Genomic DNA, 25,544 nt, shown 5'->3' with positions numbered 1-25,544 from the left:
TCCCGGCTATTTTTCAGCGGGCAATCTGCCTGCAGCCTTTTTGAGTGTTGATCCGTGAGTGATTTGAGTCATATCCGCAATTTCTCCATCATCGCCCACATTGACCATGGCAAGTCGACGCTGGCCGATCGATTCATCCAGATGTGCGGCGGCCTTGCCGAGCGTGAAATGGAAGCCCAGGTACTGGATTCCATGGACCTCGAACGCGAGCGCGGGATCACCATCAAGGCCCACAGCGTTACGCTGTACTACAAGGCCAAAGACGGCATTACCTACCAACTGAACTTCATTGACACCCCGGGCCACGTTGACTTCACCTACGAAGTCAGCCGTTCCCTGGCGGCCTGTGAAGGTGCCTTGCTGGTGGTCGACGCCGGCCAGGGCGTTGAAGCGCAATCGGTTGCCAACTGCTACACCGCGATCGAGCAGGGCCTGGAAGTCATGCCCGTGCTGAACAAGATCGACCTGCCCCAAGCCGAGCCTGAGCGCGTCAAGGAAGAGATCGAGAAGATCATCGGCATCGACGCCACCGACGCCGTCACCTGCAGTGCCAAGACCGGCCTGGGTGTCGACGAAGTGCTCGAGCGTCTGGTGCACACCATTCCTGCGCCTACCGGCGATATCGAAGGTCCGCTGCAAGCGCTGATCATCGACTCCTGGTTCGATAACTACCTGGGCGTTGTTTCCCTGGTACGTGTGCGAAACGGCCGCGTGAAGAAGGGCGACAAGATCCTGGTCAAGTCCACCGGCAAGATCCACCTGGTGGACAGCGTCGGTGTATTCAACCCGAAACACACCGCGACCGTTGATCTGAAAGCCGGTGAAGTAGGCTTCATCATCGCTGGCATCAAGGACATCCACGGTGCACCGGTCGGTGACACCCTGACCTTGAGCAGCACCCCGGACGTCGACGTGCTGCCTGGCTTCAAGCGTATCCAGCCACAGGTTTACGCCGGCCTGTTCCCGGTCAGCTCCGATGACTTCGAAGACTTCCGCGAAGCCCTGCAAAAGCTGACCCTCAACGACTCGTCGTTGCAGTACACCCCGGAAAGCTCCGATGCACTGGGCTTCGGCTTCCGTTGCGGGTTCCTGGGCATGCTGCACATGGAGATCATCCAGGAGCGCCTGGAGCGCGAATATGACCTGGACCTGATCACCACCGCACCAACGGTAATTTTCGAGCTGGTGCTGAAAACCGGTGAAACGATTTACGTCGACAACCCGTCCAAGCTTCCGGACCTGTCGGCCATTGAAGACATGCGCGAGCCGATCGTGCGGGCCAATATCCTGGTGCCGCAGGAACACTTGGGCAACGTCATCACCCTGTGTATCGAAAAGCGTGGCGTCCAGCGTGACATGCTGTTCCTCGGTACCCAGGTGCAAGTGACCTACGACATGCCGATGAACGAAGTGGTCCTGGACTTCTTCGACCGCCTCAAATCCACCAGCCGCGGCTATGCTTCGCTGGATTACCATTTCGACCGTTACCAATCGGCTAATCTGGTGAAACTGGATGTGTTGATCAACGGCGACAAGGTCGATGCCCTGGCACTGATCGTGCACAAGGACAACGCGCACTACAAAGGTCGCCAGTTGACCGAGAAGATGAAAGAACTGATTCCGCGCCAGATGTTCGACGTCGCGATCCAGGCCGCCATTGGCGGGCAGATCATTGCGCGGACCTCCGTCAAGGCTCTCAGAAAGAACGTACTGGCCAAATGCTACGGCGGTGACGTAAGCCGTAAGCGCAAGCTGCTTGAGAAGCAAAAGGCCGGTAAAAAACGCATGAAGCAAGTCGGCAACGTGGAAGTTCCACAAGAAGCCTTCCTTGCAGTGCTCAGGTTGGATAGTTAGGTCCTATGTCACTAAATTTCCCGCTGTTGCTGGTTATCGCCGTTGCCGTCTGCGGCCTCCTGGCGTTGCTCGATCTGGTGTTCTTCGCCCCGCGTCGTCGGGCGGCTATCGCGTCCTATCAAGGCAGCGTCAGCCAGCCCGATGCCGTGGTCGTCGAGAAGCTGAACAAAGAGCCGTTGCTGGTCGAGTACGGCAAGTCGTTCTTCCCGGTGTTGTTCATCGTGTTGGTGCTGCGTTCGTTCCTGGTGGAGCCGTTTCAGATCCCTTCGGGGTCGATGAAACCGACACTGGAAGTGGGTGACTTCATCCTGGTGAACAAGTTTTCCTATGGGATCCGCCTGCCGGTGATCGACAAGAAGGTCATCGAAGTCGGTGACCCGCAACGCGGCGACGTGATGGTGTTCCGCTACCCAAGCGATCCGAACGTCAACTACATCAAGCGTGTGGTGGGCCTGCCGGGTGACGAGATTCGCTACACCGCTGACAAGCGTCTGTTCATCAACGGCGAGTCGGTGGCCGAGACGTTGATCGGCTCCGAGCCCAACTCCCTGGGCAGCGCCGAGCTGTACCGGGAGAAACTCGGCACGGTAGAGCACGAAATCCGTAAGGAAATGACCCGCTATCGCGCACAGCCTGGCGGTGAATGGAAAGTGCCCGCCGGCCACTATTTCATGATGGGCGACAACCGCGACAACTCCAATGACAGCCGATACTGGGATGACCCTTCAATTCCCAAGGATCTGCTGGGCATGGTTCCCGACGAGAACATTGTCGGCAAGGCCTTTGCGGTCTGGATGAGTTGGCCGGAATCCAAGCTCAGCCACCTGCCGAACTTCTCGCGGGTCGGGCTGATCAAGTAATACAGGCGGCGCTGTTGACACAGCGCCGAATGCTTTTCTGGGGCTTGGACATTTTCGGCCTCATGCTGCACCAACCAGGATTTGAATTTGAACACTGCGTCAATCGTCGATGGCCGCCGGTGCCACCAAACAGATATGGGTAAACCGTGACCGTTTCTCTAGCACGTCTCGAGCGCCAGCTCGGCTACACCTTCAAGGACCAGGAATTGATGGTCCTTGCCCTCACACACCGCAGCTTCGCAGGGCGCAATAACGAGCGCCTGGAATTCCTCGGTGATGCCATCCTCAATTTTGTTGCCGGTGAAGCGCTGTTCGAGCGTTTCCCCCAAGCCCGAGAAGGCCAGCTGTCGCGCCTGCGTGCGCGCCTGGTCAAGGGCGAGACCCTGGCCGTGCTGGCCCGCGGTTTTGGCCTGGGCGAATACCTGCGCCTGGGTTCCGGTGAATTGAAAAGCGGCGGTTTCCGCCGTGAGTCGATCCTGGCCGACGCCCTCGAGGCGCTGATCGGTGCGATCTACCTCGATGCAGGCATGGAAGCAGCCAAGGAGCGGGTGACCGCCTGGCTGACCTCCGAGATCGAGAGCCTGACGCTGGTCGATACCAACAAAGATCCCAAGACCCGCCTGCAGGAGTTCCTGCAGTCCCGTGGTTGCGAACTGCCACGCTACGAAGTGGTGGATATCCAGGGTGAGCCCCATTGCCGCGTGTTCTTCGTGGAATGTGAAATCACCTTACTGAACGAAAAAAGCCGAGGTCAGGGTGTGAGCCGTCGTATTGCCGAACAGGTAGCGGCCGCTGCAGCACTGATTGCCCTGGGCGTGGAGAATGGCCATGACTGATTCAACCGCAACACGCTGTGGCTATGTTGCCATCGTCGGCCGCCCGAACGTGGGCAAGTCCACGCTGCTGAACCACATCCTCGGCCAGAAGCTCGCGATCACCTCGCGCAAGCCGCAGACCACCCGCCACAACATGCTCGGCATCAAGACCGAAGGCAACGTGCAAGCGGTCTACGTCGACACTCCGGGCATGCACAAAGGTGGCGAGAAAGCCCTAAACCGCTACATGAACAAGACCGCTTCGGCGGCGTTGAAAGACGTCGACGTGGTGATCTTCGTCGTGGACCGCACCAAGTGGACCGACGAAGACCAGATGGTCCTTGAGCGTGTGCAGTACGTCACCGGCCCGTTGATCGTCGCGTTGAACAAGACCGACCGCATCGAAGACAAAGCCGAGTTGATGCCGCACCTGAGCTGGCTGCAGGAACAACTGCCGAACGCCCAGATCATCCCGATCTCGGCCCAGCACGGCCACAACCTCGATGCCCTGGAGCGCGTGATCGCCGAGCACCTGCCGGAGAACGAGCACTTCTTCCCGGAAGACCAGATCACCGACCGCAGCAGCCGCTTCCTCGCCGCCGAACTGGTACGCGAGAAAATCATGCGCCAGATGGGTGCCGAGCTGCCGTACCAGATCACGGTGGAAATCGAAGAGTTCAAGCAGCAGGGCAAGACCTTGCACATCCATGCGTTGATCCTCGTCGAACGTGACGGCCAGAAGAAAATCATCATTGGCGACAAGGGCGAGCGCATCAAGCGCATCGGCACCGAAGCGCGCAAGGACATGGAGTTGCTGTTCGACTCCAAGATCATGCTCAACCTGTGGGTGAAGGTGAAGGGTGGCTGGTCCGATGATGAGCGTGCGTTGCGCTCGCTGGGCTACGGCGACCTGTAACAAATCCTGAGCACACAGCAGGACAAATGTGGGAGGGGGCTTGCCCCCGATAGCGGCGGGTCAGTTAACAGATAAGTGACTGAAACACCGCCATCGGGGGCAAGCCCCCTCCCACATTAGGTTTGTGTAGTTTTCGAGATAGAGAACCCATGTCCCAACCCCTCAGCCAACCCGCCTACGTCCTGCACAGCCGCGCCTACCGCGAGACCAGCGCGCTGGTGGACTTCCTCACGCCCCAAGGCCGCCTGCGTGCAGTGTTGCGCAGCGCACGGGGCAAGGCCGGCACGCAGGCGCGGCCATTCGTGGCGTTGGACGTGGAGTTCCGTGGCAAGGGCGAGCTGAAAAACGTTGGCCGCCTGGAAAGTGTCGGCACTTCTGCCTGGCTCAATGGCGATGCATTATTCAGCGGCCTCTATCTCAATGAATTACTGATTCGTTTGTTGCCCGCCGAAGATCCGCACCCAGCGGTCTTCGATCACTACGCCGCCACCTTGCTGGCCCTGGCCGAGGGGCGCCCCTTGGAGCCGTTGTTGCGCGCTTTCGAATGGCGCCTGCTCGACGACCTGGGCTACGGCTTCGAACTGGCCAACGACCTGCACGGCGAGCCCATCGCCGCCGACGGTATGTATCGCCTGCAAGTCGATGCTGGCCTTGAGCGTGTTTACTTGCTGCAACCGGGCCTGTTCCAGGGCACCGAACTGCTGGCCATGAGCGAAGCCGACTGGAGCGCCCCCGGTGCCTTGTCCGCTGCCAAGCGCCTGATGCGCCAGGCCTTGGCCGTGCACTTGGGCGGAAGGCCGCTGGTCAGCCGCGAGTTGTTTCGAAAGCCCTGACAACCCCGTGTATGCTGTGCAGCGTTTCTTTCCCTTTTCAGGAGCGCTTCCGTGACCACCAGCAATCGCATTCTTCTTGGCGTCAACATCGACCACGTCGCTACCCTGCGCCAGGCTCGGGGCACCCGTTACCCTGACCCGGTCAAGGCCGCGCTGGACGCCGAAGAAGCGGGCGCCGACGGCATCACCGTGCACCTGCGCGAAGACCGCCGCCATATCCAGGAGCGCGACGTGCTGGTGCTCAAGGATGTGCTGCAAACCCGCATGAACTTCGAAATGGGCGTCACCGAAGAAATGATGGCGTTCGCCGAGCGCATCCGCCCGGCGCATATCTGCCTGGTGCCGGAAACCCGCCAGGAACTGACCACCGAAGGCGGCCTCGACGTGGCTGGCCAGGAGGCGCGGATCAAGACAGCGGTGGATCGCCTGTCGCAGATCGGCAGCGAAGTTTCGCTGTTCATCGACGCCGACGAACGCCAGATCGAAGCCTCCCGCCGTGTCGGCGCGCCGGCCATCGAGCTGCACACCGGCCGTTACGCCGATGCCACCACGCCGACCGAAGTGGCCGACGAACTGCAACGCATCATCGACGGTGTCGCCGTCGGCCTGCGTGAAGGTTTGATCGTCAACGCCGGTCATGGCTTGCACTACCACAACGTTGAAGCCGTGGCTGCGATCAAAGGCATCAACGAGCTGAACATCGGCCATGCGCTGGTGGCTCATGCGCTGTTCGTCGGTTTCAAAGGCGCGGTGGCCGAGATGAAAGCCCTGATCCTGGCTGCCGCCAAGGCCTGAGCAAACACGGTCTGATAAACACTGAAATTCAAAATGTGGGAGGGGGCTTGCTCCCGATAGCGGTGGTTCAGTTAACACATAAGTGACTGACCCACTGCCATCGGGAGCAAGCCCCCTCCCACAGTTGATATGTGGTGTAGCTCTGACTGTGACCACCCAGCTAAACACTTGAAATCAGCCGTGCGGCAATGCGAAGCCTTACTGTTTAGCCGACGCAGGTGTATCGTATCTGCCCTTTGCAGGCCTTGAGCCAGCGGCAGATACGTGAGGTTGTTGTGTCCCGATCCTTTTCCCGTCGACAAATCCTGGGTGGTCTTGCAGGCCTGGCCGTCGTAGGCGTGGGTGCCGGTGGCGCCTATCGCTACTGGCTGGGGAAAGTTGCCGAGGCCGAGGCGGGGCATGATTACGAGTTGATTGCAGCGCCGTTGGACGTGGAACTGGTGCCAGGCCACAAGACCGAAGCCTGGGCGTTCGGCCCTTCGGCGCCGGGCACCGAGTTGCGGGTGCGTCAGGGCGAATGGCTGCGGGTGCGCTTTATCAACCACCTGCCGGTCGCGACTACTATTCACTGGCACGGCATCCGCCTGCCGCTGGAAATGGACGGCGTGCCCTACGTCTCCCAATTGCCGGTACTACCCGGCGAATACTTCGACTACAAATTCCGCGTGCCCGATGCCGGCAGCTACTGGTATCACCCCCATGTGAACAGCAGCGAAGAACTTGGCCGGGGACTGGTCGGCCCGCTGATCATCGAGGAGCGCGAACCCACCGGTTTCAAACATGAACGCACCTTGAGCCTGAAAAGCTGGCACGTGGACGAGGAGGGCGCGTTCGTCGCGTTCAGCGTTCCCCGTGAAGCGGCGCGCGGCGGTACGGCCGGGCGCTTGTCGACCATCAACGGCGTGTCCCAGGCGGTGGTCGATTTGCCGGCGGGGCAGATCACCCGCGTGCGCCTGCTCAACCTCGATAACACCCTGACTTATCGCATCAACATTCCCGGCGTCGAAGCGCAGATCTACGCGCTGGACGGCAACCCGGTGGAGCCGCGCCCTCTGGGCAAGGAATACTGGCTGGGCCCGGGCATGCGCATCTGCCTGGCGATCAAGGCACCGCCGGCCGGTGAAGAACTGTCGATCCGCAATGGCCCGGTACGCCTGGGCACCTTCCGCTCGGTGGCCAACACCGATGCGCCGACCGCGTGGCCACCGGCGCTGCCCGCCAACCCGATTGCCGAGCCGGACCTGGCCAATGCGGAGAAACTCAACTTCAATTTCGAGTGGGTGGGCACGGTCTCCGTGGACGACGGCAGGCCGCCGAGCCTGTGGCAGATCAACGGCCAGGCCTGGGACATCACCGACAAGACCTGCGCGGATCGGCCCATTGCCAAGCTGGAAAAGGGCAAGAGCTACATTTTCGAATTGAAGAACATGACCCAGTACCAACACCCGATCCACCTGCACGGCATGAGCTTCAAAGTGATCGCCTCGAACCGGCACAAGGTGATTCCGTACTTCACCGACACTTACCTGCTGGGCAAGAACGAACGCGCCCGCGTGGCGTTGGTGGCGGATAACCCTGGCGTGTGGATGTTCCACTGCCACGTGATCGACCATATGGAAACCGGCCTGATGGCCGCCATCGAGGTGGCGTGATGCGCCAGATTCGTCCTGCGGCGATTATCGACCGCAGCCGTGACCAGGATTTTATGCGCGAAGCCCTGGCCCTTGCCGCCCAAGGTGCTGCATTGGGTGAAGTGCCCGTGGGCGCCGTGCTGGTGCAAGACGGTGAAATCATCGGCCGAGGCTTCAATTGCCCCATCAGCGGCAACGACCCCAGCGCCCATGCCGAAATGGTCGCCATCCGCAATGCCGCCCAAGCCATCAGCAACTATCGGCTGGTGGGCAGCACGCTGTATGTGACCCTGGAACCGTGCAGCATGTGCGCCGGTTTGATCGTGCATTCGCGGATTGCGCGGGTGGTGTATGGCGCGCTGGAGCCGAAGGCGGGGATTGTGCAGAGCCAGGGGCAGTTTTTTACCCAGGGCTTTCTCAACCATAAGGTGCTGTTTGAAGGCGGGGTGCTGGCCGAAGAATGCGGCACGGTGCTGAGCGAATTCTTCAAGGCTCGCCGGGCCAAGCCACCCCTCTAAAGAACACCGGAGGTCAAATGTGGGAGGGGGCTTGCCCCCGATGGCAGTGTGTCAGTCACTTATTTATTAACTGACACACCGCTATCGGGGGCAAGCCCCCTCCCACATTTGATCGCCATGTATTCAGGGAGATCGGCGTTTACTTGCGAGCAATGACCACCGCCCGCATCGGCGCCGGCAGCCCTTCAATGGTCTTGCTGTGATCCTCAGGATCCAGGAAATCGCTGAGCGACTGATATTTCATCCACTCAGTCCCCCGCTGTTCCTCGACGGTCGTGACGCTCACATCCACACACCGCACATCACTGAACCCGGCACGCCGCAGCCACAGCATCAACGCCGGTACCGACGGCAAAAACCACACGTTACGCATCTGCGCGTAGCGGTCTTCCGGCACCAGCACTTGCTGCTGATCACCTTCGATCACCAGGGTTTCCAGCACCAGCTCGCCGCCTTTGACCAGGGTGTCTTTCAGCGCCAGCAAATGCTCGATGGGCGAGCGGCGATGGTAGAACACACCCATGGAAAACACCGTGTCGAAGCCTTCCAGGTTCGCCGGCAGGTCTTCGAACGGGAAGGGCAGGTGCCAGGCTTTCGGCTCCGACAGGTAACGCTGCACCGCCTGGAACTGGCAGAAGAACAACCAGTTCGTATCGACGCCAATCACGCTGTCGGCGCCGGCGCCGAGCATGCGCCACATGTAGTAACCGTTGCCGCAGCCCACATCGAGGATGCGCTTGCCCTTCAAGTTCAAATGCGGCGCGACGCGGGACCATTTCCAGTCCGAACGCCATTCGGTGTCGACGTGCACGCCGAACAGGTTGAATGGGCCTTTGCGCCATGGGCTCAGGCCCATCAACGCCGTATGCATCTGTGCGCGGGTGGCGTCGTCGCAATCGGTGTCGAGGGTCAGGCCGTTGAGCAAATCCACTTCGCTGGGTTGGATCTTCGGCAATGCATCCAACGCACTCTGCCAACGCGCCAGGTCGCCGTGGCCTTTTTCCATCTTGCTATCGAGTTGCGCTTGCAGGCCTTGGGCCCATACGGCCAGGGGCGTGCCGACCAAATGGCGGGCGAGGGGGGACAGATCAATCATGGCAGGGCAATCAACGAGGCAAAGTTAAGACACTGGAACCACGGTACGACTTTCGAGAACCCGGCGGCCAGTAGGCGTTCGCGGTGTTCTTCGAGGCTGTCGGGCTTCATGACGTTTTCGATGGCACTGCGCTTCTGGGCGATTTCCAGTTCGCTGTAGCCGTTGGCGCGTTTGAACGCGATATGCAGGTCGGTGAGCAGCGCGTGTTCTTCGGGGTCATTGAAACGCAGCTTTTCCGAGAGGATCAGCGCGCCACCCGGGAGCAACGATTGGCGGATGCGCGAGAGCAACGCCAGGCGCTCATCCGGCGCGATAAATTGCAGGGTGAAGTTCAGCGCCACCACCGAAGCCGGCTGGAACTGCAAGGCGAGGATATCGCCCTCGACCACCTCGACCGGCAGCAGCTCCTGGAACATCGAGTCCTGACCGTTGAGGTATTCGCGGCAGCGTTCGACCATCGCCGCCGAGTTATCCACCGCGATCACCCGGCAACCGTCGGTGCGTACATGGCGGCGCAGGGCCTGGGTGACTGCGCCGAGGGACGCGCCCAGGTCGTAGAGCACGCTATTGGGCTGGGCAAACTGCGCCGCGAGTACGCCGAGGTTCTCAACGATGGTCGGGTAACCGGGCACCGAGCGCTTGATCATGTCGGGGAACACCCGCACCACGTCCTCGTTAAAGGCGAAGTCCGGCACCTGGGACAGGGGCTGGGCGAATAGGCGATCGGGTTCTTTGCTCACGGTTGTTCCGGCGGTGATGTGGGAAAGGCCGGCATTTTAGCCAACTTGGTCCAGACGTGCATGGTTGATCGGACCGTCAGCCCGTCAGGGCTCGCTACCTGTTAACTCTGACAGTAGACGCCCTATCTACGCGGGCCTAGATTCCAGAAGTCCGACACTCTCCGAGGATGGAACCATGAGCCTGAAATTGACCGTCACTGACAAGAAATTGAAAGCGCTGCTGGCAAAGATCAACAAGGATAAGAAGATCGACCCCGCCGAGTTTATCGACCTGAGAAAACAGGCGGATGACGAGGTGGCGAAGAGCTCACTGCTGGCGGTGCGGGACAACATGCGCATTATCGGCAATGCCGCAGATATTCTGGCCGACGCGATGAAGATCCTGTACCTGGAGTTACGCCGCCTGGACTACGGCGTTCCCGATAAGGATCCGGTAAAAAATGCCAAGAAGGATGCAGAAAAAGCCGCGCTTAAAAAGGCGGTTGAGTACCAGTTGGCGTATGTCATCACGAGCTATGAATTCACACTCGGCAAGCTCTGATTCAGTTCACCGTAATGGCGCAGTCGAAGGTTTCGACCGGTTCAGCTTCCGGCTCCCAGGGTTGCTGGGAGGTCAAACGCAAGCGTCCCTGGCCTTGGGCGAACGCCTGGAAGCGCCAAGTAGATTGGCCGCCGCCACCGATCACACCGGATTCTGCACTGCTGTAGACCTCGGGGCTCAAGGCGCGCAATACGCCGCCGGCGGAGTCCTGGATGGCCCAGCGGTAGCCGGTGGTGGGGTTGCTCGGGAGGCTGAGGATCAGGTTCTGGCCGGATTTAAGCTGGAGCGGGCAGGCGCTCTGATTGTCCACGCTGATGTTTTGCTTCGGCGCACTGGCGCACGCGGCCAGCAGGGCAAGGCTCAAGGGGAGAAGCAGGCGGGCAGCGGTCATGGGGGCTCCGTTCATTCACGACGAACGGCGAGCATAACCGAAGATGAGACAGGGTGTTACAGGCTGGGGCAGTGTTGGCAGGGCCGGCCTCATCGGGGGCAAGTCGAATCGTCGCACCGCCCCTCCCACATTTGACCGAGTACTGCGGTCAGTGTGGGAGGGGGCTTGCCCCCGATGAGGCCGGCCCAGGAACTATAGATCTATCAGAAGAGCACCTTGGCCACATCCGCAAACCGCTTGGCAAAGTGCACAGTCATGCCTTCCTTCAAGTAGTCGGGCAACTCTTCATAGCTGCCCCGGTTCGGCTCCGGCAGGATCAGCTCATGAATCTTCTGGCGCCGCGCCGCAATCACCTTCTCACGCACCCCGCCAATTGGCAGCACATGCCCTGTCAGCGTTAGCTCGCCGGTCATGGCCACGCCTTTTTTCGGCGGCTGGTTACGCGCCAGCGACAGCAGCGCACTGGCCATGGTCACCCCGGCACTCGGGCCGTCTTTCGGTGTGGCACCTTCCGGTACGTGCAAGTGCACGAAAGCCTCGTCGAAGAACTTGGCATCACCGCCAAACGACTTGAGGTTCGAACTGATGTAGCTGTAGGCAATTTCGGCAGACTCTTTCATCACCTCACCCAACTGCCCGGTGAGCTTGAAGCCACGGTTGAGCGTATGGATACGCGTCGCCTCAATCGGCAGGGTCGCACCGCCCATGCTGGTCCAGGCCAAACCGGTGATCACTCCGGTGCCCGACAGCACTTGCTCATTGCGGAACACCGGCACACCCAGGGAGCTTTCCAGGTCTTTGTTGCCGATCTTGATCACCGAGTCCGGCTCATCCAGCAGCTTGACCACCGCCTTGCGCACCAGTTTGCCCAGTTGTTTCTCCAACTGGCGCACCCCGGCTTCGCGGGCATAACCGTCGATCAGTGCGCGCAGGGCGCTGTCGCTGATGCTCAGGCTGGTTTTGGCCACGCCGGCTTTTTCCAGTTGCTTCGGCCACAGGTGGCGTTTGGCGATGGCGACTTTTTCTTCGGTGATATAGCCCGACAGGCGAATCACTTCCATGCGGTCCAGCAACGGGCCGGGGATGGAGTCCAGGGTGTTGGCGGTGCACACGAACAGCACCTTGGACAGGTCCAGGCGCAGGTCCAGGTAGTGGTCGAGGAATTCGACGTTCTGTTCCGGGTCGAGGGTTTCCAGCAGTGCCGACGCCGGGTCGCCCTGGAAGCTCTGGCCCATCTTGTCGATCTCGTCGAGCATGATCACCGGGTTCATCACTTCCACATCTTTAAGCGCCTGCACCAGCTTGCCGGGCAGGGCGCCGATGTAGGTGCGGCGATGGCCCTTGATCTCGGCCTCGTCGCGCATGCCGCCGACGCTGAACCGATAAAACGGTCGGCCCAGGGACTCGGCAATGGACTTGCCCACACTGGTCTTGCCCACACCCGGCGGGCCCACCAGCAAGACGATGGAACCGGCGACTTCACCCTTGTAGGCGCCCACCGCGAGGAATTCGAGGATACGGCTCTTGATATCGTCCAGGCCCGCGTGGTGTTTATCCAGTACCTTGCGCGCATGTTTCAGGTCGAGCTTGTCTTCGCCGTATACGCCCCATGGCACCGAGGTGGCCCAGTCGAGGTAGTTGCGGGTGACCGCGTATTCCGGCGAGCCGGTTTCCAGGATCGACAGTTTGTTCAGTTCTTCATCAATGCGCTTTTGCGCCTGGGCCGGCAGCACCTTGCCTTCGAGGCGTTGCTCGAACTGCTCGACGTCCGCACTGCGGTCGTCTTTGGTCAGGCCCAGTTCCTGTTGGATGACCTTGAGTTGTTCCTTGAGGAAAAACTCGCGCTGGTGCTCGCCGATCTTGCGGTTGACCTCGGCGGACAGTTCCTTTTGCAGGCGCGCCACTTCAACCTCTTTGCGCAGCATGGGCAGCACTTTTTCCATGCGCTTGAGCATGGGCACGCAGTCCAGCACTTCCTGCAACTCGTTACCGGTGGCCGACGTCAGCGCGGCGGCGAAGTCAGTGAGGGGCGACGGGTCGTTGGGACTGAAGCGGTTGAGGTAGTTTTTCAACTCTTCGCTGTACAGCGGGTTGAGCGGCAGCAGTTCCTTGATCGCATTGATCAGCGCCATGCCGTAGGCCTTCACCTCATCGGTGGGCTCGGAAGGCTGGTGCGGGTATTCGACTTCCACCAGGTACGGTGGGCGATGATGCTTGAGCCAGGTCTTGATGCGCACACGGGTCAGGCCCTGTGCGACGAATTGCAACTTGCCGTTTTCGCGGCTGGCGTGGTGCACCTTCACCAGGGTGCCGTACAACGGCAAGGCGGAGGTGTCGAAGTGGCGTGGGTCTTCCGGAGGTGTCTCCATGAAAAACAGGGCAAGGGAGTGATGCTCGGATTTGCTCACCAGCTCCAGGGTTTCGGCCCACGGTTCTTCATTGACGATCACCGGCAACACTTGCGCCGGGAAGAACGGCCGATTGTGGATCGGGATGATATAGACCTTGTCCGGCAGGTTTTGCCCAGGCAGGGCCAGGCCGGTGTTCGACGACGGAGTTTCAGCGTTTTCGGGGTCGGCGTAGTCGTTCAGGTCGTAATCGGGGAAGGCTTGCTGGTCGCTCATGGGGCACCTGCATAAGGAAGTATGCAGGTTAGATGGGGCGGGGCGGTGGTGGTTTCAATGGTCAGGTGCAGTTAGCAACAAATTGCACAAATTCTCAGAATGTCACCAATCCAAATGTGGGAGGGGGCTTGCCCCCGATGGCAGTGTGTCAGTCACTGTTGTGTTATCTGAACCACCGCTATCGGGGGCAAGCCCCCTCCCACAGTTTTAACCGAGTGCAGTCAGCTGATTTTGTGCAGGTAGCTGGGCAAGGGTTGTTCCGGCAACACCGACAACACCTTGAGTCGCTGCAACATCCGCTGCCGAGCCCGTTGCAAATGCTCGCGCAGATTCAACGCCGCCGCATCCACCGCCCCATGCAGCAGCAACTCCAGAATCAAGCGATGTTCGGCCAACATCGCCGGATCAGCGCCGATCCCCAGTAAACGGTAAAAAATCCGGCTGATGATCATCGGGCTCTGGCCCTGACGAATCAACGCGGCGATCTTGCGATTCTGCAGGCCCGCCAGGCAGCGTTGGTGCAAGTCCTCCTCGATCTGTTCGATGGCTTCCAGGCTGCACTGGGCGCTGTCCTGGGCATCCAGCACCCGTTGCAACATGGCTTCAAGCATTTCGCGGTCGAGGTTCGGTGCACTCTGGCGCAACGCCTCGGGCTCCAGGCAGGCGCGCAGCTCGTAGTCTTCGGTCACTTCCCTTGCGGTCAACGGCCCGGCCAGCCATTGGGAATAGGGCTCTTTTTCCACCAGGCCACGGTCGCGCAGGCGCATCAGTGCCTCACGCACCACCGCACGGCTGACGCCGTAATGGTCGGCGGCGGCTTGTTCATCCAGGCGGTAATGGCCGAAGGCAATGCAGGTGGACAGCGCCGCGCCGATTTCCTCGACGATGCGTTCCCCCAATGGACGGGTGTCCACCAACTCGTCCTCGCCATTCAGCCCCAGGTGCGCGTGGCTCAAGGGCAGGCGCAACGGCTCCATGGCCAGGCCTTCGGGGTTGATCAGGTAACCCCGGCCATTGAAGCGGCAGATCAACCCTTCTTCATGCAGCAGGTCCAGGGCCTTGCGCACCGGTACACGGCTGGTGCCGAACAGTTCGGCCAGCGGCGCTTCCAGCAACACCAGGCCGTGGCGGGCGGTGCCATTGACGATCGCGTCGCGCAACACTTGGTGAATCATCGCGTACCGGGAGGCCGAGGCGGACACTGCTTTCATTACTTTCTCAGGGGCTTGTAGGACGGTGGCCGGGGATTCTCTCATAAGTTGCGCCTGTCACCCTGCGCCACAGCGGTGGCACTTTTTTGGGGCTGGGAATGTAGGAATGTTACTTTTCTGCACCAAAATGTACTTATTCATAAAAGATACATTATTTCATTGAAGGTGCTTCTCAACGTTCGGGCAAGATTTTTTTCCACCGATCTAAACCATCTATCCCGTAGCTCTGGGCGAAAAACCAGTAGCACGCAAAATCGTCTACATGAAGACTGGCATGAAACCTGCCTTTGTAAAATGTACATTTTATTAATATGTACGTTTTGTGAGGGTCAGCCAGATGTCAGACGCCACTTCCATGGCCGAGGATTTCGCCAGCGGTCGCAATGATCCGGTGCAAGCCCTTGAGCAAGTGCTCGTTCACGCGAGCATGGCGCCCAGCGTGTTTATCTCCCTGACCGCCGAGCGCGCTCGCCGGGAAGCCGAGGCTGCTGCCGCGCGGTGGCGCGCCGGCCAGCCCTTGAGCGTGTTTGATGGGGTGCCGCTGGCCTGGAAAGACCTGTTTGATGTGGCCGGCAGCGTCACCACCGCGGGTGCCGCCTATCGCCGCAACGCCCCCGCCGCCTTGCTGGATGCGCCAAGCGTCGGCCTGTTGTGCCGCGCCGGCATGGTCAGCGTGGGCAAGACCAATCTCAGCGAGTTGGCCTATTCCGGCCTGGGCCTGAACCCGCATTTCGGCACGCCACATAACCCCCATGGCAGCGACCAACCGCGCATCCCGGGCGGTTCGTCCTCCGGTTCGGCCGTTGCCGTCGCGGCCGGAATCGTGCCCATTGCCATGGGCACCGACACCGCTGGCTCCATCCGCATCCCGGCGGCGTTGAATGGTCTGGTGGGTTACCGCAGCAGCAGCCGACGCTACAGCCGCGACGGCGTATTCCCGTTGGCCCACACCCTCGACAGCCTCGGCCCGCTGACCCACAGCGTGCGCGATGCCCTGGCCATCGACGATCTGCTCCACGGCCGCCGCCAAACCCACAGCGCCCGCAGCCTCAAGGGTCAGCGTTTTGTGTTGGCGCAACAGGATGTCGAGCCCGCAGTGCGCGATAACCTGTTGCGCGCAGTAGAACAACTCAAGGCCCAAGGCGCGTTGGTCGAAGAGCGCGAGTGCCCGACGTTCCAGGCCACCCTGGACCTGATCAAACAGCACGGCTGGCTCGGTTCATTCGAAGCGTTCGCCCTGCACGAAACCATGCTCGACAGCCCCGACGCCGAACGGCTGGACCCCCGCGTGCGCCGCCGCCTCGAAGCCGCCCGCGCACTGCCCGCCAACCACCTGCTGCACCTGCTCGACGCCCGCCGCCGCCTGCAACAGCAACTGGTGGATGACCTCGACGGCGCGCTCCTGATCACCCCCACCGTCGCCCACGTCGCGCCCGCGCTGGCCCCTTTGGAAGCCGACGACGACCTCTTTGTAACAACCAACCTCGCCACCCTGCGCTTGACCATGCCTGGCAGTTTGCTGGACATGCCCGGCGTGACCCTGCCCAGCGGCCGCGATGCCCAGGGCCTGCCCACCGGCCTGCTGCTCAGCGCTCCGGTGGGGGAGGACGCACGCCTGTTGCGCGCTGCGTTGTCCGTCGAATCCGCACTTAACGTTTAAGGAGACACATCATGGCTAAAGACATTCTTTGTGCATTTGGCGTCGACGTTGACGCCGTCGCTGGCTGGCTCGGTTCCTACGGCGGCGAAGACTCGCCGGACGACATCTCCCGTGGTCTGTTCGCCGGTGAAGTCGGTGCGCCGCGCCTGCTCAAATTGTTCGAGCGTTACGGCCTGCGTACCACCTGGTTTATCCCCGGCCACTCGATGGAAACCTTCCCCGAGCAGATGAAGGCCGTGGCCGACGCCGGTCATGAAATCGGCGTGCATGGCTACAGCCACGAAAACCCCATCGCCATGACCGCCGAGCAGGAAGAAATCGTCCTCGACAAGTCCATCGAGCTGATCACCCAGGTCACCGGCAAGCGCCCCACCGGCTACGTCGCGCCGTGGTGGGAATTCAGCAAGGTCACCAACGAACTGCTGCTGAAAAAAGGCATCAAGTACGACCACAGCCTGATGCACAACGACTTCCACCCCTACTACGTGCGCAAGGGCGACAGCTGGACCAAGATCGACTACAGCCAGCACCCCGACACCTGGATGAAACCCCTGGTGCGCGGCGAAGAAACCGACCTGGTGGAGATCCCGGCCAACTGGTACCTGGACGACCTGCCGCCGATGATGTTCATCAAGAAAGCCCCCAACAGCCACGGCTTCGTCAACCCGCGTCACCTCGAAGAAATGTGGCGCGACCAGTTCGACTGGGTCTACCGCGAACACGAACACGCGGTGTTCACCATGACCATCCACCCCGACGTCTCCGGCCGCCCGCAAGTGCTGCTGATGCTTGAGCGCCTGATCGAACACATCCAGAGCCATGCCGGCGTGCGCTTCGTCACCTTCGACGAAATCGCCGACGACTTCATCCGCCGCCAACCGCGTACCTGACCCCCTGAGGCATGACCCATGTCCATCTACAACAAGCTTGACCTGACTGGCTGGAAACCCCGGCAACTGACGTCCCAGGAAGTGCGCTTTGCGACCTGGATCGCGTTTTTCGCCTGGGTGTTTGCGGTGTACGACTTCATCCTGTTCGGCACCTTGTTGCCGGAGATCGGCCGACACTTTGGCTGGGGTGAAGTGGAGCAAGCTGAAATTGCGACCTGGGTCGCGGTGGGCACGGCAGTGGTCGCCTTCGCCATTGGCCCGATCGTCGATAAATTGGGCCGTCGCAAAGGCATCATTTTCACCGTGGCAGGTTCCGCGCTGTGTTCGGCACTGACCGCGATTGGCGGGGCGTGGGGCAAGTCGCCGCTGATTCTGATCCGTTCGTTGGGCGGCCTGGGCTATGCCGAGGAAACCGTCAACGCCACGTACCTGAGTGAGCTGTACGGCGCCTCGGAAGACCCGAAGCTGACCAAGCGCCGTGGTTTTATCTACAGCCTGGTGCAGGGCGGCTGGCCGGTCGGTGCGTTGATTGCTGCCGGTTTGACTGCGCTGTTGCTGCCGATCATTGGCTGGCAGGGCTGCTTCATCTTCGCCGCGATCCCGGCGATTGTGATCGCGATCATGGCGCGCAAGCTCAAGGAGAGCCCGCAGTTCCAGATCCATGAACGCATCAGCCAGTTGCGTAAAAGCGGCGCGGTGAAGGAAGCGCAAAACGTCGCCATCACCTACGGCGTGGACTACGACGAACACAGCAAGGCGGGTCTGAAAGCCGCGTTCCGTGGCCCGGCCCGTCGCGCCACCTTGGTGATCGGCGCCGCGCTGTTGCTCAACTGGGCGGCGATCCAGGTGTTCAGCGTATTGGGCACCTCGGTGATCGTCAGCGTGCACCACATTTCGTTCGAGAACTCGCTGATCATCCTCGTGCTGTCGAACCTGGTGGGTTATTGCGGTTACCTCAGCCACGGCTGGATGGGCGACAAGATCGGCCGTCGCAACGTGATTGCCCTGGGCTGGATGCTGGGCGGTTTGTCGTTCGCCGGCATGTTGTTTGGCCCGAGCAATATGGCGATGGTGGTCGGCCTGTACAGCCTGGGCCTGTTCTTCCTGATCGGCCCGTACTCGGCGGCGTTGTTCTTTATCAGTGAAAGTTTCCCCACCAGCATCCGTGCCACCGGCGGCGCGATCATTCACGCCATGGGCCCGATTGGTGCGGTGGTCGCAGGCTTCGGCGCGACTCAGGTGTTGTCCGCCGGCAGTGACTGGCAGACCGCTGCGCTGTGGTTCGGTGCGGTGCCGTGCTTCCTGTCCGGCGTGTTGATGTTTGCCGCGCGCCATGTGCGTCCGGAAACCGTTCAGTAAGGAGTGAAAGATGAGCCGTAAAGTTGCCTTGATTACCGGCGCCGCCAGCGGCATCGGCCAAGCCCTTGCCGTGGCCTATGCGCGCAACGGTGTAGCGGTGGTCGGCGGGTATTACCCGGCCGATCCCCATGACCCGCAGACCACTGTGTCACTGGTGGAGAAAGCTGGCGGCGAGTGCCTGATGTTGCCGTTGGACGTGGGCAATAGCGCTTCGGTGGACGCGTTGGCCGAGCAAGCCGTGCAGCACTTCGGCCGCCTGGATTACGCCGTGGCCAACGCCGGTTTGCTGCGCCGCGCACCGCTGCTGGAAATGACCGACGCGCTGTGGGACGAGATGCTCAATGTCGACCTGACGGGGGTGATGCGCACCTTCCGCGCGGCGACGCGGCATATGCCCGAAGGCGGCGCATTGGTGGCGATTTCCTCGATTGCCGGCGGTGTGTATGGCTGGCAGGAACACAGCCACTACGCGGCGGCCAAAGCCGGTGTGCCGGGGTTGTGCCGCTCGCTTGCGGTGGAATTGGCGGGCAAGGGGATTCGCTGCAATGCGGTGATCCCGGGGCTGATCGAGACGCCGCAGTCGTTGGATGCGAAGAATTCGCTGGGGCCGGAAGGATTGGCGAAAGCGGCGCGGGCGATCCCATTGGGACGGGTAGGCCGGGCGGATGAAGTGGCGTCGTTGGTGCAGTTTCTGACCAGTGAGGCGTCGAGTTATCTCACGGGGCAAAGCATCGTTATCGACGGTGGTTTGACCGTGCGCTGGCCTGACTGAATGTACGGGGTCTAAATGTGGGAGGGGGCTTGCCCCCGATTGCAGTGGGTCAGTCACAGATGTGTCAACTGACACTCCCTCATCGGGGGCAAGCCCCCTCCCACATTGGATCTGTGTCTGATTTAGGAGATGTGTATATGCCTCAACTTTCTAACCGCCGCGCTGTGATCACCGGCGCCGGCAGCGGCATCGGTGCCGCCATCGCCCGTGCCTACGCCGCCGAAGGCGCACGCCTGGTGCTGGCCGACCGCAACGCCGCGAGCCTGGCCGAAACCGCGATCACCTGCCGCAACCTCGGCGCCGAGGTGTTCGAATGCCTGGGCGATGTGGGCACCGTCGAAGGCGCCCAGGCCAGTGTGGATAAATGCGTCGAACAGTTCGGCGGCATCGACATCCTGGTCAACAACGCCGGCATGCTCACCCAGGCGCGTTGTGTCGAGCTCACCCTCGACATGTGGAACGACATGCTGCGCGTCGACCTCACCAGCGTGTTCGTCGCCAGCCAGCGTGCGTTGCCGCACATGCTCGCCCAGCGCTGGGGGCGCATTATCAACGTGGCTTCACAACTGGGCATCAAGGGCGGCGCCGAACTCACCCATTACGCGGCGGCCAAGGCCGGTGTGATTGGCTTCACCAAGTCCCTGGCCCTGGAAGTGGCCAAGGACAATGTGCTGGTCAACGCCATCGCCCCCGGCCCGATTGAAACACCGTTGGTGGGCGGTATCAGCGATGACTGGAAACGCGCCAAGGCCAAGGAATTGCCCCTGGGCCGCTTCGGCCTGGCTGATGAAGTGGCGCCCACTGCTGTGCTGCTGGCCAGCGAGCCCGGCGGCAACCTGTTCGTCGGCCAGACCCTCGGCCCGAACTCCGGCGACGTCATGCCATGAGCGAGGTGTAGCCATGTGTGGACTCTGCGGACTGCTCGGCGAAGACTTGCACTGGAGTGATCCCTTGGGCGACGAGCTGCCCAGGCGCCGCGAGCGCCTGCGGCGGATTGCAGCGATCAACCAGGTGCTGGCGGTGTTTCGGCTTAAGGTCGAGGACTTCCAGGGTGCGTCTTACCTGCTGCTCGGCGCCACCGGCAAACAGGAACTGGCCAGCGGCCTGGATCAACTCTGGCAAGCCGCCGAAACCATGCTCGGCCGCCCGTTGGACCCGCTTGATCCGCAACTGCTCGACCATCTTGAACATTGAGTCCAACCCCTGTGGCGAGGGAGCTTGCTCCCGCTGGAGTGCGCAGCGCTCCCAAGCTTTTGGGGCCGCTTCGCAGCCCAGCGGGAGCAAGCTCCCTCGCCACACTCGTAGGTATGAGTTATGAGCATTGCCCTGAACGTCATCACCGGCTTCCTCGGCAGCGGCAAGACCACCTTGCTCAAGCGCCTGCTGCAAGGCGAGAGCCTCGGCGATACGGCGTTGCTGATCAATGAATTCGGCGACGTCGGCATCGACCATCTGTTGGTGGAGGAGGTCGCGCCGGACACTGTTTTGCTGCCCAGCGGCTGCGTGTGCTGCTCGATCCGCGGCGAGCTGAAAGACGCGCTGCTCGGCCTGCTGCAACGCCGCGAACGCGGTGAGATTCCCGCGTTCAAGCGTGTGATCCTGGAGACCACTGGCCTGGCGGACCCGGCGCCGATCCTCGCCACCTTGAACAACGACGTGCAACTGCGCGGGCGCTTCCATATCGGCCTGGTGATCACCCTGGTGGATGCGAGCCACGCGACCTTGCAAGAACGCCTGCACCCGGAATGGTTGGCGCAGGTCGCGGCCGCCGATCGCCTGTTGCTGAGCAAGACCGACCTGGCGGGTGATTGCGCGCCCCTGCGTGCCCATCTGCAGGCGCTGAACGCCGGCACGCCGATCCTCGATACCCATGACATCCACAGCGGCGATCAACTGCTGCTCGGCGAAGGCCTGCGCAGCGCCGAACCCGCCGTGGAAGTCAGCCGCTGGCAATTGCACCAGACCACCACCGCCACCCATGGCACTGCGCAAGTGTGCAGCCTGACCTTCGACCAGCCGCTGGATTGGGTGGGGTTCGGGGTGTGGTTGTCGATGCTGTTAAGATGCCACGGCGAACGAATCCTCCGTGTCAAAGGGTTGCTCAACGTGAATGCCAGTAACGCCCCCATCGTCATCCATGGTGTGCAGCATTGCCTGCATGCGCCGGTCCATTTGCCGGCGTGGCCGGGCAGTGACCGCCAATCGCGCCTGGTGTTTATCCTGCGCGGGCTCGACCCCGCGCTGTTGCGCCGGTCGTTCGAGGCCTTCTCGCGGCGGTTCGCCGCATGATCACATTGCGTGTCCTCGGTACCTCGGTCACGTTGCTGGAATGTCTGCGTGTGCGCGCCGAACAAGAGCTGGGCATTCGCCTGGTGTACCAGGTGCACGATGTCGAACAGGCCCAGCGCATCGCGGTGATGCAGCCCGACAGCTACGACCTGTATGACCAGTGGTTTCACAACGTCGACTTCGTGTGGCCGGCGCGGGCGATCCAGCCCATCGACACTCGGCGCATCGCGTTGTGGCACGAAATCAACGACCTGCCCAAGCGCGGTCGCCTGTCGCCCAACGACCGCCTCGGCAGCGGCAGTGTGCCCAGCGAGCGCCTGTTCGTGCAGCACGACGGCAGCCTGGGCAGCACGGTCACCGAACGCATCAGCATGTTGCCCCTGACCCACAACGCCGACAGTTTTGCCTATCGCCCGGAACGCTTGCCCGAAGGTTTTTGCCACGGTAACGAGAGCTGGGGCTGGCTGCTCGACCCGGCCTGGAGTGCGCGCACGGCCCTGCAAAGCGACGCCGCCATCGGCGCTTTGGATGCCGCGCTGGCCGTACAGGGCGCGGGGCTGGCGCAGTTCAACGACATCGGCAACATGAGCATCGAAGAGATCGACGTGCTCGCCGACATCCTGGTGCGCAAGCAGAAGGAAGGGCATTTCGCCGCGTTCTGGTCGGATGACGAAGAGGCCGCGCAATTGATGCTCAGCCCCAGCGTTGATATCCAGAGCCTGTGGTCGCCGGCCCTGATGCGCCTGCATCGCGCCGGCGTGAAATACCGCGTGGCGGTGCCGCGTGAAGGTTATCGCGCGTGGTTTGGCGGTTTGTCCTTGTCGCGGCATGCCCAAGGCCCGGTGCTGGATGCGGCCTATGCCTATTTGAATTGGTGGCTGTCCGGCTGGCCCGGTGCGGTGATGGCGCGTCAGGGTTACTACATCGGCAACCCGGCGCGAAGTCGCGATCATCTGAGCAGCGCCGAGTGGGACTACTGGTACGCCGGCAAACCCGCGCGGGAAGAACTGCTGGGCAGCGATGGTTTGCCGCTGATCGACATCGGCGAAGTGCGCGACGGCGGCTCCTACGAGCAGCGTATGGGGCATATCGCCGTGTGGAACGCGGTGATGGATGAACACAACTATTTGGTGCGGCGCTGGGGGGATTTCATGCGCGCGAGAGGTTGATCCTTGTCGCCAATAAAATGACGGCTAAATCCCCGGTTTTATTGGGTGCACTTCTGCTTTGTCCCAGCTAATCTGCTTGGATCGAATATCCTATTCAAATGGATATTTTTTTGACGCCAGGTCAGCGGTTGCCAGGAAAGCATATGACAAAGGGACGCAGTGGCAAGGACAGGCGCATGCTGGCAGAGGGCACTGCAATGAGGTGGCGCCACACATTCCAAACCCGTATTGCCGGGGTGCTGGCCTTGCTGTTGCTGGTGGTGGTCGGCGCGACTTACTTTGCGGTCAAGGTCGCCACCTCCCGCGCCGTGGAAAACCAGGCGCAAGTCCAACTGAAAACCGGTAGCCAGGTGTTCGAGCGCCTGTTGGATTTGCGCGGGCGGCGCCTGCAATACGGCCTTGATTGGCTGACCGTCGACGGCCCTTTCAAGCAAGCGGTCGCCGAGGGCAAGACCGGGCCGATCCTGAGCGCCCTGCGTCGTCACGGCACCGGTATTCGTTCCAGCGAAGTATTTGTGCTGGGCCTGGATGGCAAGGTCATGGTCAGCACATTACCGGTGTTTTCCCGTGGCCAGCCGTTCCCTTACACCGACGCACTGCGCCATGCGCGCCGCAGTGGTTTGCAAATGCTGATCGTGGCCATGGACGGGCGACCCTACCTGCTGGTGCAGGAAGAAGTCCTCGACCCGTTGCCCATCGCCCGCGTGATCATGGGCTTTCCCATGGACAAGCTGTTCGCCAATGAACTGCGCTCCATGAGCAATCTGGAAGTGTCATTCCTCAGCGTGCAAAACGGCCAACCCGGTCCGCTGTTCAGCACTCAGCCCGATGCGTATCAGGCCGCAGTCGTCAGCCTGTTGCGCGAAGCACAGGTCAGCCCCGAACCGCAGATCAACCTGTTTTACGGCCAGCGCGTACTCAGCCAAGTGCTGCCGCTGGCCAACACCGGCGATGGCGATGAGGTGCGGGTGTTGTTGCAAAGCCCGTTGGATCATGCGCTTGAATCCTTTGCGCCGCTGGACCGGCAATTCCTCGGGATCGCCCTGGCGGTGCTGCTGGTGTCGCTGGCTGGTGCGTTGTTCCTGGCGCGGCGGGTGTCGCGCCCGCTGAATGCGCTGGTGCAGGCGGCCGATCGTATTGGCGCCGGTGACTACCGCACGCCGGTACGGGTGCGCAGCCATGATGAGTTCGGCCTGTTGGCCCGCGCGTTCAATGCCATGCAAAGTGGCATCGCCGTGCGCGAGCGCCAGTTGGCCCACAATGCGCTGCATGACCCGCTCACCGGGCTGCCGAATCGCGCCCTGGCCATGGAGCGGCTGGGCAGCGCGATCAGTGCGCGCAGGCCGGTGGTGCTGCTGTATCTGGGGATCGAAAACTACCGGGTGATCAACGAAGGGTTTGGCCCGCAAGGCGTCGAGGAAATGCTGCGTGAAGCCAGCCGCTGCCTGTCCATGAGCCTGTTGGCCAGCGACACGGCGGCCCGCATTGCCGGCAGCGAATTCCTGTTGTTGCTGGAAAACACCGAGATCGACCGCGCCGTGGCGCGGGCCGACCGCCTTTATGCGTTGCTCACCGAACCCCAGCGTATCGGCAACGACGAGTTGCGCCATGAAGTGAGCATCGGCATCGCCGCGTACCCGGATGACGGCCAGCAGGTTGAAGAACTGATCAGTCGCGCCGCCATCGCCCGTCATGATGCGGCGAGCCTGCCCGGGCATTTGCAGATCTACCAACAGGACCGCGACCTCGCCCACCAACGCCAGATCACCTTGATCCGTGACCTGCGCCGCGCCGCCGTCGAAGGCGAGTTGTTCCTGTGCTACCAGCCCAAGCTCGACCTCAAGCACGGCCACGTGCGCCAGGCCGAAGCCCTGCTGCGTTGGCAGCACCCGACGTTGGGCCAGGTGTCTCCCGCCGAATTCATCCCCCTGGCCGAACGCACCGGCAGCATGAGCAGCCTGACCCTGTGGGTGATCGAAGAGGCTATCCGCCAGATTGGCGAGTGGGCGCAGCGCGGGTTGCTGGTGCAGTTGTCGGTGAATATCTCGGTGGACGACCTGGCCGATGATGACCTGGCGATTCGCGTCACGGCCTTGCTCATGCAATACAACGTGGACGCCGAGCAATTGATTTTCGAGATCACCGAAAGCGCGATCATGCACAACCCGCAACAGGCCCTCAGCGTGCTGGAGCAGCTGCGCGGCTGTGGTATCAGCCTGTCGGTGGATGACTTCGGCACCGGTTATTCGTCCCTTGCGCAATTGCAGCGTTTGCCGGTGCAAGAGTTGAAGATCGACCAGTCGTTTGTGCGCAACCTCGACAGCGATACGGGCGATGGGGTGATCGTGCGGTCCACCATTGAGATGAGCCATAACCTGGGGCTGAAAGTCGTGGCGGAAGGCGTGGAGTTTGCCCCCAGCCTGAAACTGCTCAAACAATGGAATTGCGACACGGCCCAGGGTTACCTGATCAGCCGGCCGTTGAATGCCATGGCGTTCGAGATGTGGATGCGCCGCGAGCGCGCCCCGATCTAAAGCCTTGTGAAGATCAAATGTGGGAGGGGGCTTGCCCTAATGCCAG

General features: G+C 61.6%; 23 protein-coding genes. 18 read left to right on the top strand and 5 right to left on the bottom strand.

All coding sequences use genetic code 11. The features are described from left to right. The first annotated feature begins 54 nt into the window (after positions 1-54). The 8 genes from lepA (at position 55) to tadA (ending at position 8,222) form a co-directional block, all read left to right on the top strand. The gene (gene lepA / locus DYL61_RS21620; protein WP_105700148.1) at positions 55-1,854 is read left to right on the top strand and encodes a translation elongation factor 4; all 1,800 of its coding nucleotides are present in this window, start codon (positions 55-57) and stop codon (positions 1,852-1,854) included. A 5-nt stretch (positions 1,855-1,859) separates the two neighbouring features. Continuing rightward, positions 1,860-2,714, top strand: coding sequence for a signal peptidase I (gene lepB / locus DYL61_RS21615; RefSeq protein ID WP_135310018.1), 855 nt, complete (start codon positions 1,860-1,862; stop codon positions 2,712-2,714). Positions 2,715-2,860: 146 nt separating this feature from the next. After that, positions 2,861-3,550, top strand: coding sequence for a ribonuclease III (gene rnc, locus DYL61_RS21610; RefSeq protein ID WP_012722401.1), 690 nt, complete (start codon positions 2,861-2,863; stop codon positions 3,548-3,550). Then, positions 3,543-4,445 carry a GTPase Era gene (gene era / locus DYL61_RS21605; protein WP_016978271.1) on the top strand — a complete coding sequence of 301 codons (903 nt, stop codon included), beginning with the start codon at positions 3,543-3,545 and terminating at the stop codon, positions 4,443-4,445. Before rnc ends, era begins: the two co-directional genes overlap by 8 nt. Positions 4,446-4,594: 149 nt before the next feature. After that, positions 4,595-5,278, top strand: coding sequence for a DNA repair protein RecO (recO, locus tag DYL61_RS21600; protein WP_135310017.1), 684 nt, complete (start codon positions 4,595-4,597; stop codon positions 5,276-5,278). 51 nt (positions 5,279-5,329) lie between these two features. Then, entirely contained in the window at positions 5,330-6,073 is a 744-nt protein-coding gene (gene pdxJ / locus DYL61_RS21595; protein ID WP_135310016.1) for a pyridoxine 5'-phosphate synthase, read from the top strand. 275 nt (positions 6,074-6,348) lie between these two features. After that, positions 6,349-7,725: a multicopper oxidase family protein gene (locus DYL61_RS21590; RefSeq protein ID WP_135310015.1), complete on the top strand. Its 1,377-nt coding sequence runs from the start codon at positions 6,349-6,351 to the stop codon at positions 7,723-7,725. After that, positions 7,725-8,222 (top strand): tRNA adenosine(34) deaminase TadA, encoded by a 498-nt coding sequence (gene tadA, locus DYL61_RS21585; protein ID WP_135310014.1) that lies wholly within the window; start codon positions 7,725-7,727, stop codon positions 8,220-8,222. The genes DYL61_RS21590 and tadA overlap by 1 nt, the downstream gene beginning before the upstream one ends. A 139-nt stretch (positions 8,223-8,361) precedes the next feature. On the opposite strand, the gene cmoB is transcribed toward tadA, so the two are convergent. Then, the gene (gene cmoB, locus DYL61_RS21580) at positions 8,362-9,318 is read right to left on the bottom strand and encodes a tRNA 5-methoxyuridine(34)/uridine 5-oxyacetic acid(34) synthase CmoB (protein ID WP_135310013.1); all 957 of its coding nucleotides are present in this window, start codon (positions 9,316-9,318) and stop codon (positions 8,362-8,364) included. Beyond that, complete coding sequence (gene cmoA, locus DYL61_RS21575) at positions 9,315-10,058, bottom strand: carboxy-S-adenosyl-L-methionine synthase CmoA (protein WP_135310012.1); 744 nt, start codon at positions 10,056-10,058, stop codon at positions 9,315-9,317. Before cmoA ends, cmoB begins: the two co-directional genes overlap by 4 nt. A gap of 175 nt (positions 10,059-10,233) precedes the next feature. Between cmoA and DYL61_RS21570 the strand changes: the two genes are divergently transcribed. Continuing rightward, complete coding sequence (locus DYL61_RS21570) at positions 10,234-10,599, top strand: hypothetical protein (RefSeq protein WP_135310011.1); 366 nt, start codon at positions 10,234-10,236, stop codon at positions 10,597-10,599. A 1-nt stretch (position 10,600) separates the two neighbouring features. Here the strand turns inward: DYL61_RS21570 and DYL61_RS21565 are convergent, their stop codons facing one another. From DYL61_RS21565 to DYL61_RS21555, 3 genes are all read right to left on the bottom strand, one after another. Beyond that, complete coding sequence (locus DYL61_RS21565) at positions 10,601-10,990, bottom strand: protease inhibitor I42 family protein (RefSeq protein ID WP_135310010.1); 390 nt, start codon at positions 10,988-10,990, stop codon at positions 10,601-10,603. A 203-nt stretch (positions 10,991-11,193) separates the two neighbouring features. Continuing rightward, entirely contained in the window at positions 11,194-13,614 is a 2,421-nt protein-coding gene (gene lon / locus DYL61_RS21560; protein WP_135310009.1) for an endopeptidase La, read from the bottom strand. 221 nt (positions 13,615-13,835) lie between these two features. Next, on the bottom strand, positions 13,836-14,825 hold the full coding sequence (locus DYL61_RS21555) for a GntR family transcriptional regulator (protein ID WP_135310008.1): 990 nt from the start codon (positions 14,823-14,825) through the stop codon (positions 13,836-13,838). A gap of 337 nt (positions 14,826-15,162) precedes the next feature. On the opposite strand from DYL61_RS21555, the gene DYL61_RS21550 reads away from it, so the two are divergent. The 9 genes from DYL61_RS21550 (at position 15,163) to DYL61_RS21505 (ending at position 25,498) form a co-directional block, all read left to right on the top strand. After that, a complete protein-coding gene (locus DYL61_RS21550) occupies positions 15,163-16,485 on the top strand; it encodes an amidase (RefSeq protein WP_135310007.1) in 1,323 nt (440 codons plus the stop codon). A gap of 11 nt (positions 16,486-16,496) precedes the next feature. Continuing rightward, a complete protein-coding gene (locus DYL61_RS21545) occupies positions 16,497-17,375 on the top strand; it encodes a polysaccharide deacetylase family protein (RefSeq protein ID WP_010212857.1) in 879 nt (292 codons plus the stop codon). An 18-nt stretch (positions 17,376-17,393) separates the two neighbouring features. Next, positions 17,394-18,734: an MFS transporter gene (locus DYL61_RS21540; protein WP_135310006.1), complete on the top strand. Its 1,341-nt coding sequence runs from the start codon at positions 17,394-17,396 to the stop codon at positions 18,732-18,734. 10 nt (positions 18,735-18,744) lie between these two features. Continuing rightward, a complete protein-coding gene (locus DYL61_RS21535) occupies positions 18,745-19,506 on the top strand; it encodes an SDR family NAD(P)-dependent oxidoreductase (protein WP_135310005.1) in 762 nt (253 codons plus the stop codon). 137 nt (positions 19,507-19,643) lie between these two features. Beyond that, a complete protein-coding gene (locus tag DYL61_RS21530) occupies positions 19,644-20,393 on the top strand; it encodes an SDR family NAD(P)-dependent oxidoreductase (RefSeq protein ID WP_135310004.1) in 750 nt (249 codons plus the stop codon). A gap of 13 nt (positions 20,394-20,406) precedes the next feature. Beyond that, positions 20,407-20,700 (top strand): hypothetical protein, encoded by a 294-nt coding sequence (locus tag DYL61_RS21525; RefSeq protein ID WP_105696417.1) that lies wholly within the window; start codon positions 20,407-20,409, stop codon positions 20,698-20,700. A 120-nt stretch (positions 20,701-20,820) separates the two neighbouring features. Continuing rightward, positions 20,821-21,795 (top strand): CobW family GTP-binding protein, encoded by a 975-nt coding sequence (locus DYL61_RS21515; protein ID WP_135310002.1) that lies wholly within the window; start codon positions 20,821-20,823, stop codon positions 21,793-21,795. Then, entirely contained in the window at positions 21,792-22,964 is a 1,173-nt protein-coding gene (locus tag DYL61_RS21510) for an ABC transporter substrate-binding protein (RefSeq protein WP_105696415.1), read from the top strand. Before DYL61_RS21515 ends, DYL61_RS21510 begins: the two co-directional genes overlap by 4 nt. Positions 22,965-23,161: 197 nt before the next feature. Continuing rightward, the gene (locus DYL61_RS21505; protein WP_135310001.1) at positions 23,162-25,498 is read left to right on the top strand and encodes a putative bifunctional diguanylate cyclase/phosphodiesterase; all 2,337 of its coding nucleotides are present in this window, start codon (positions 23,162-23,164) and stop codon (positions 25,496-25,498) included. Positions 25,499-25,544: the final 46 nt, after the last annotated feature.

The sequence above is a fragment of the Pseudomonas nabeulensis genome (assembly GCF_004682045.1).
Taxonomy (GTDB): Bacteria; Pseudomonadota; Gammaproteobacteria; order Pseudomonadales; family Pseudomonadaceae; genus Aquipseudomonas; species Aquipseudomonas nabeulensis.
Note: the sequence above shows the minus strand (reverse complement) of the source record. Positions and strands in the feature narration are given on the sequence as shown.

Coding starts and splice junctions, on each gene's coding strand:
- recO (WP_135310017.1), top strand. CDS start 4,595: ATGTCCCAACCCCTCAGCCAACCCGCCTACGTCCTGCACAGCCGCGCC.
- cmoB (WP_135310013.1), bottom strand. CDS start 9,318: ATGATTGATCTGTCCCCCCTCGCCCGCCATTTGGTCGGCACGCCCCTG.
- DYL61_RS21535 (WP_135310005.1), top strand. CDS start 18,745: ATGAGCCGTAAAGTTGCCTTGATTACCGGCGCCGCCAGCGGCATCGGC.
- DYL61_RS21555 (WP_135310008.1), bottom strand. CDS start 14,825: ATGAAAGCAGTGTCCGCCTCGGCCTCCCGGTACGCGATGATTCACCAA.
- tadA (WP_135310014.1), top strand. CDS start 7,725: ATGCGCCAGATTCGTCCTGCGGCGATTATCGACCGCAGCCGTGACCAG.
- DYL61_RS21505 (WP_135310001.1), top strand. CDS start 23,162: ATGAGGTGGCGCCACACATTCCAAACCCGTATTGCCGGGGTGCTGGCC.
- DYL61_RS21570 (WP_135310011.1), top strand. CDS start 10,234: ATGAGCCTGAAATTGACCGTCACTGACAAGAAATTGAAAGCGCTGCTG.
- DYL61_RS21565 (WP_135310010.1), bottom strand. CDS start 10,990: ATGACCGCTGCCCGCCTGCTTCTCCCCTTGAGCCTTGCCCTGCTGGCC.
- DYL61_RS21525 (WP_105696417.1), top strand. CDS start 20,407: ATGTGTGGACTCTGCGGACTGCTCGGCGAAGACTTGCACTGGAGTGAT.
- era (WP_016978271.1), top strand. CDS start 3,543: ATGACTGATTCAACCGCAACACGCTGTGGCTATGTTGCCATCGTCGGC.
- DYL61_RS21545 (WP_010212857.1), top strand. CDS start 16,497: ATGGCTAAAGACATTCTTTGTGCATTTGGCGTCGACGTTGACGCCGTC.
- lon (WP_135310009.1), bottom strand. CDS start 13,614: ATGAGCGACCAGCAAGCCTTCCCCGATTACGACCTGAACGACTACGCC.
- lepB (WP_135310018.1), top strand. CDS start 1,860: ATGTCACTAAATTTCCCGCTGTTGCTGGTTATCGCCGTTGCCGTCTGC.
- DYL61_RS21530 (WP_135310004.1), top strand. CDS start 19,644: ATGCCTCAACTTTCTAACCGCCGCGCTGTGATCACCGGCGCCGGCAGC.
- DYL61_RS21550 (WP_135310007.1), top strand. CDS start 15,163: ATGTCAGACGCCACTTCCATGGCCGAGGATTTCGCCAGCGGTCGCAAT.
- DYL61_RS21515 (WP_135310002.1), top strand. CDS start 20,821: ATGAGCATTGCCCTGAACGTCATCACCGGCTTCCTCGGCAGCGGCAAG.
- DYL61_RS21510 (WP_105696415.1), top strand. CDS start 21,792: ATGATCACATTGCGTGTCCTCGGTACCTCGGTCACGTTGCTGGAATGT.
- DYL61_RS21540 (WP_135310006.1), top strand. CDS start 17,394: ATGTCCATCTACAACAAGCTTGACCTGACTGGCTGGAAACCCCGGCAA.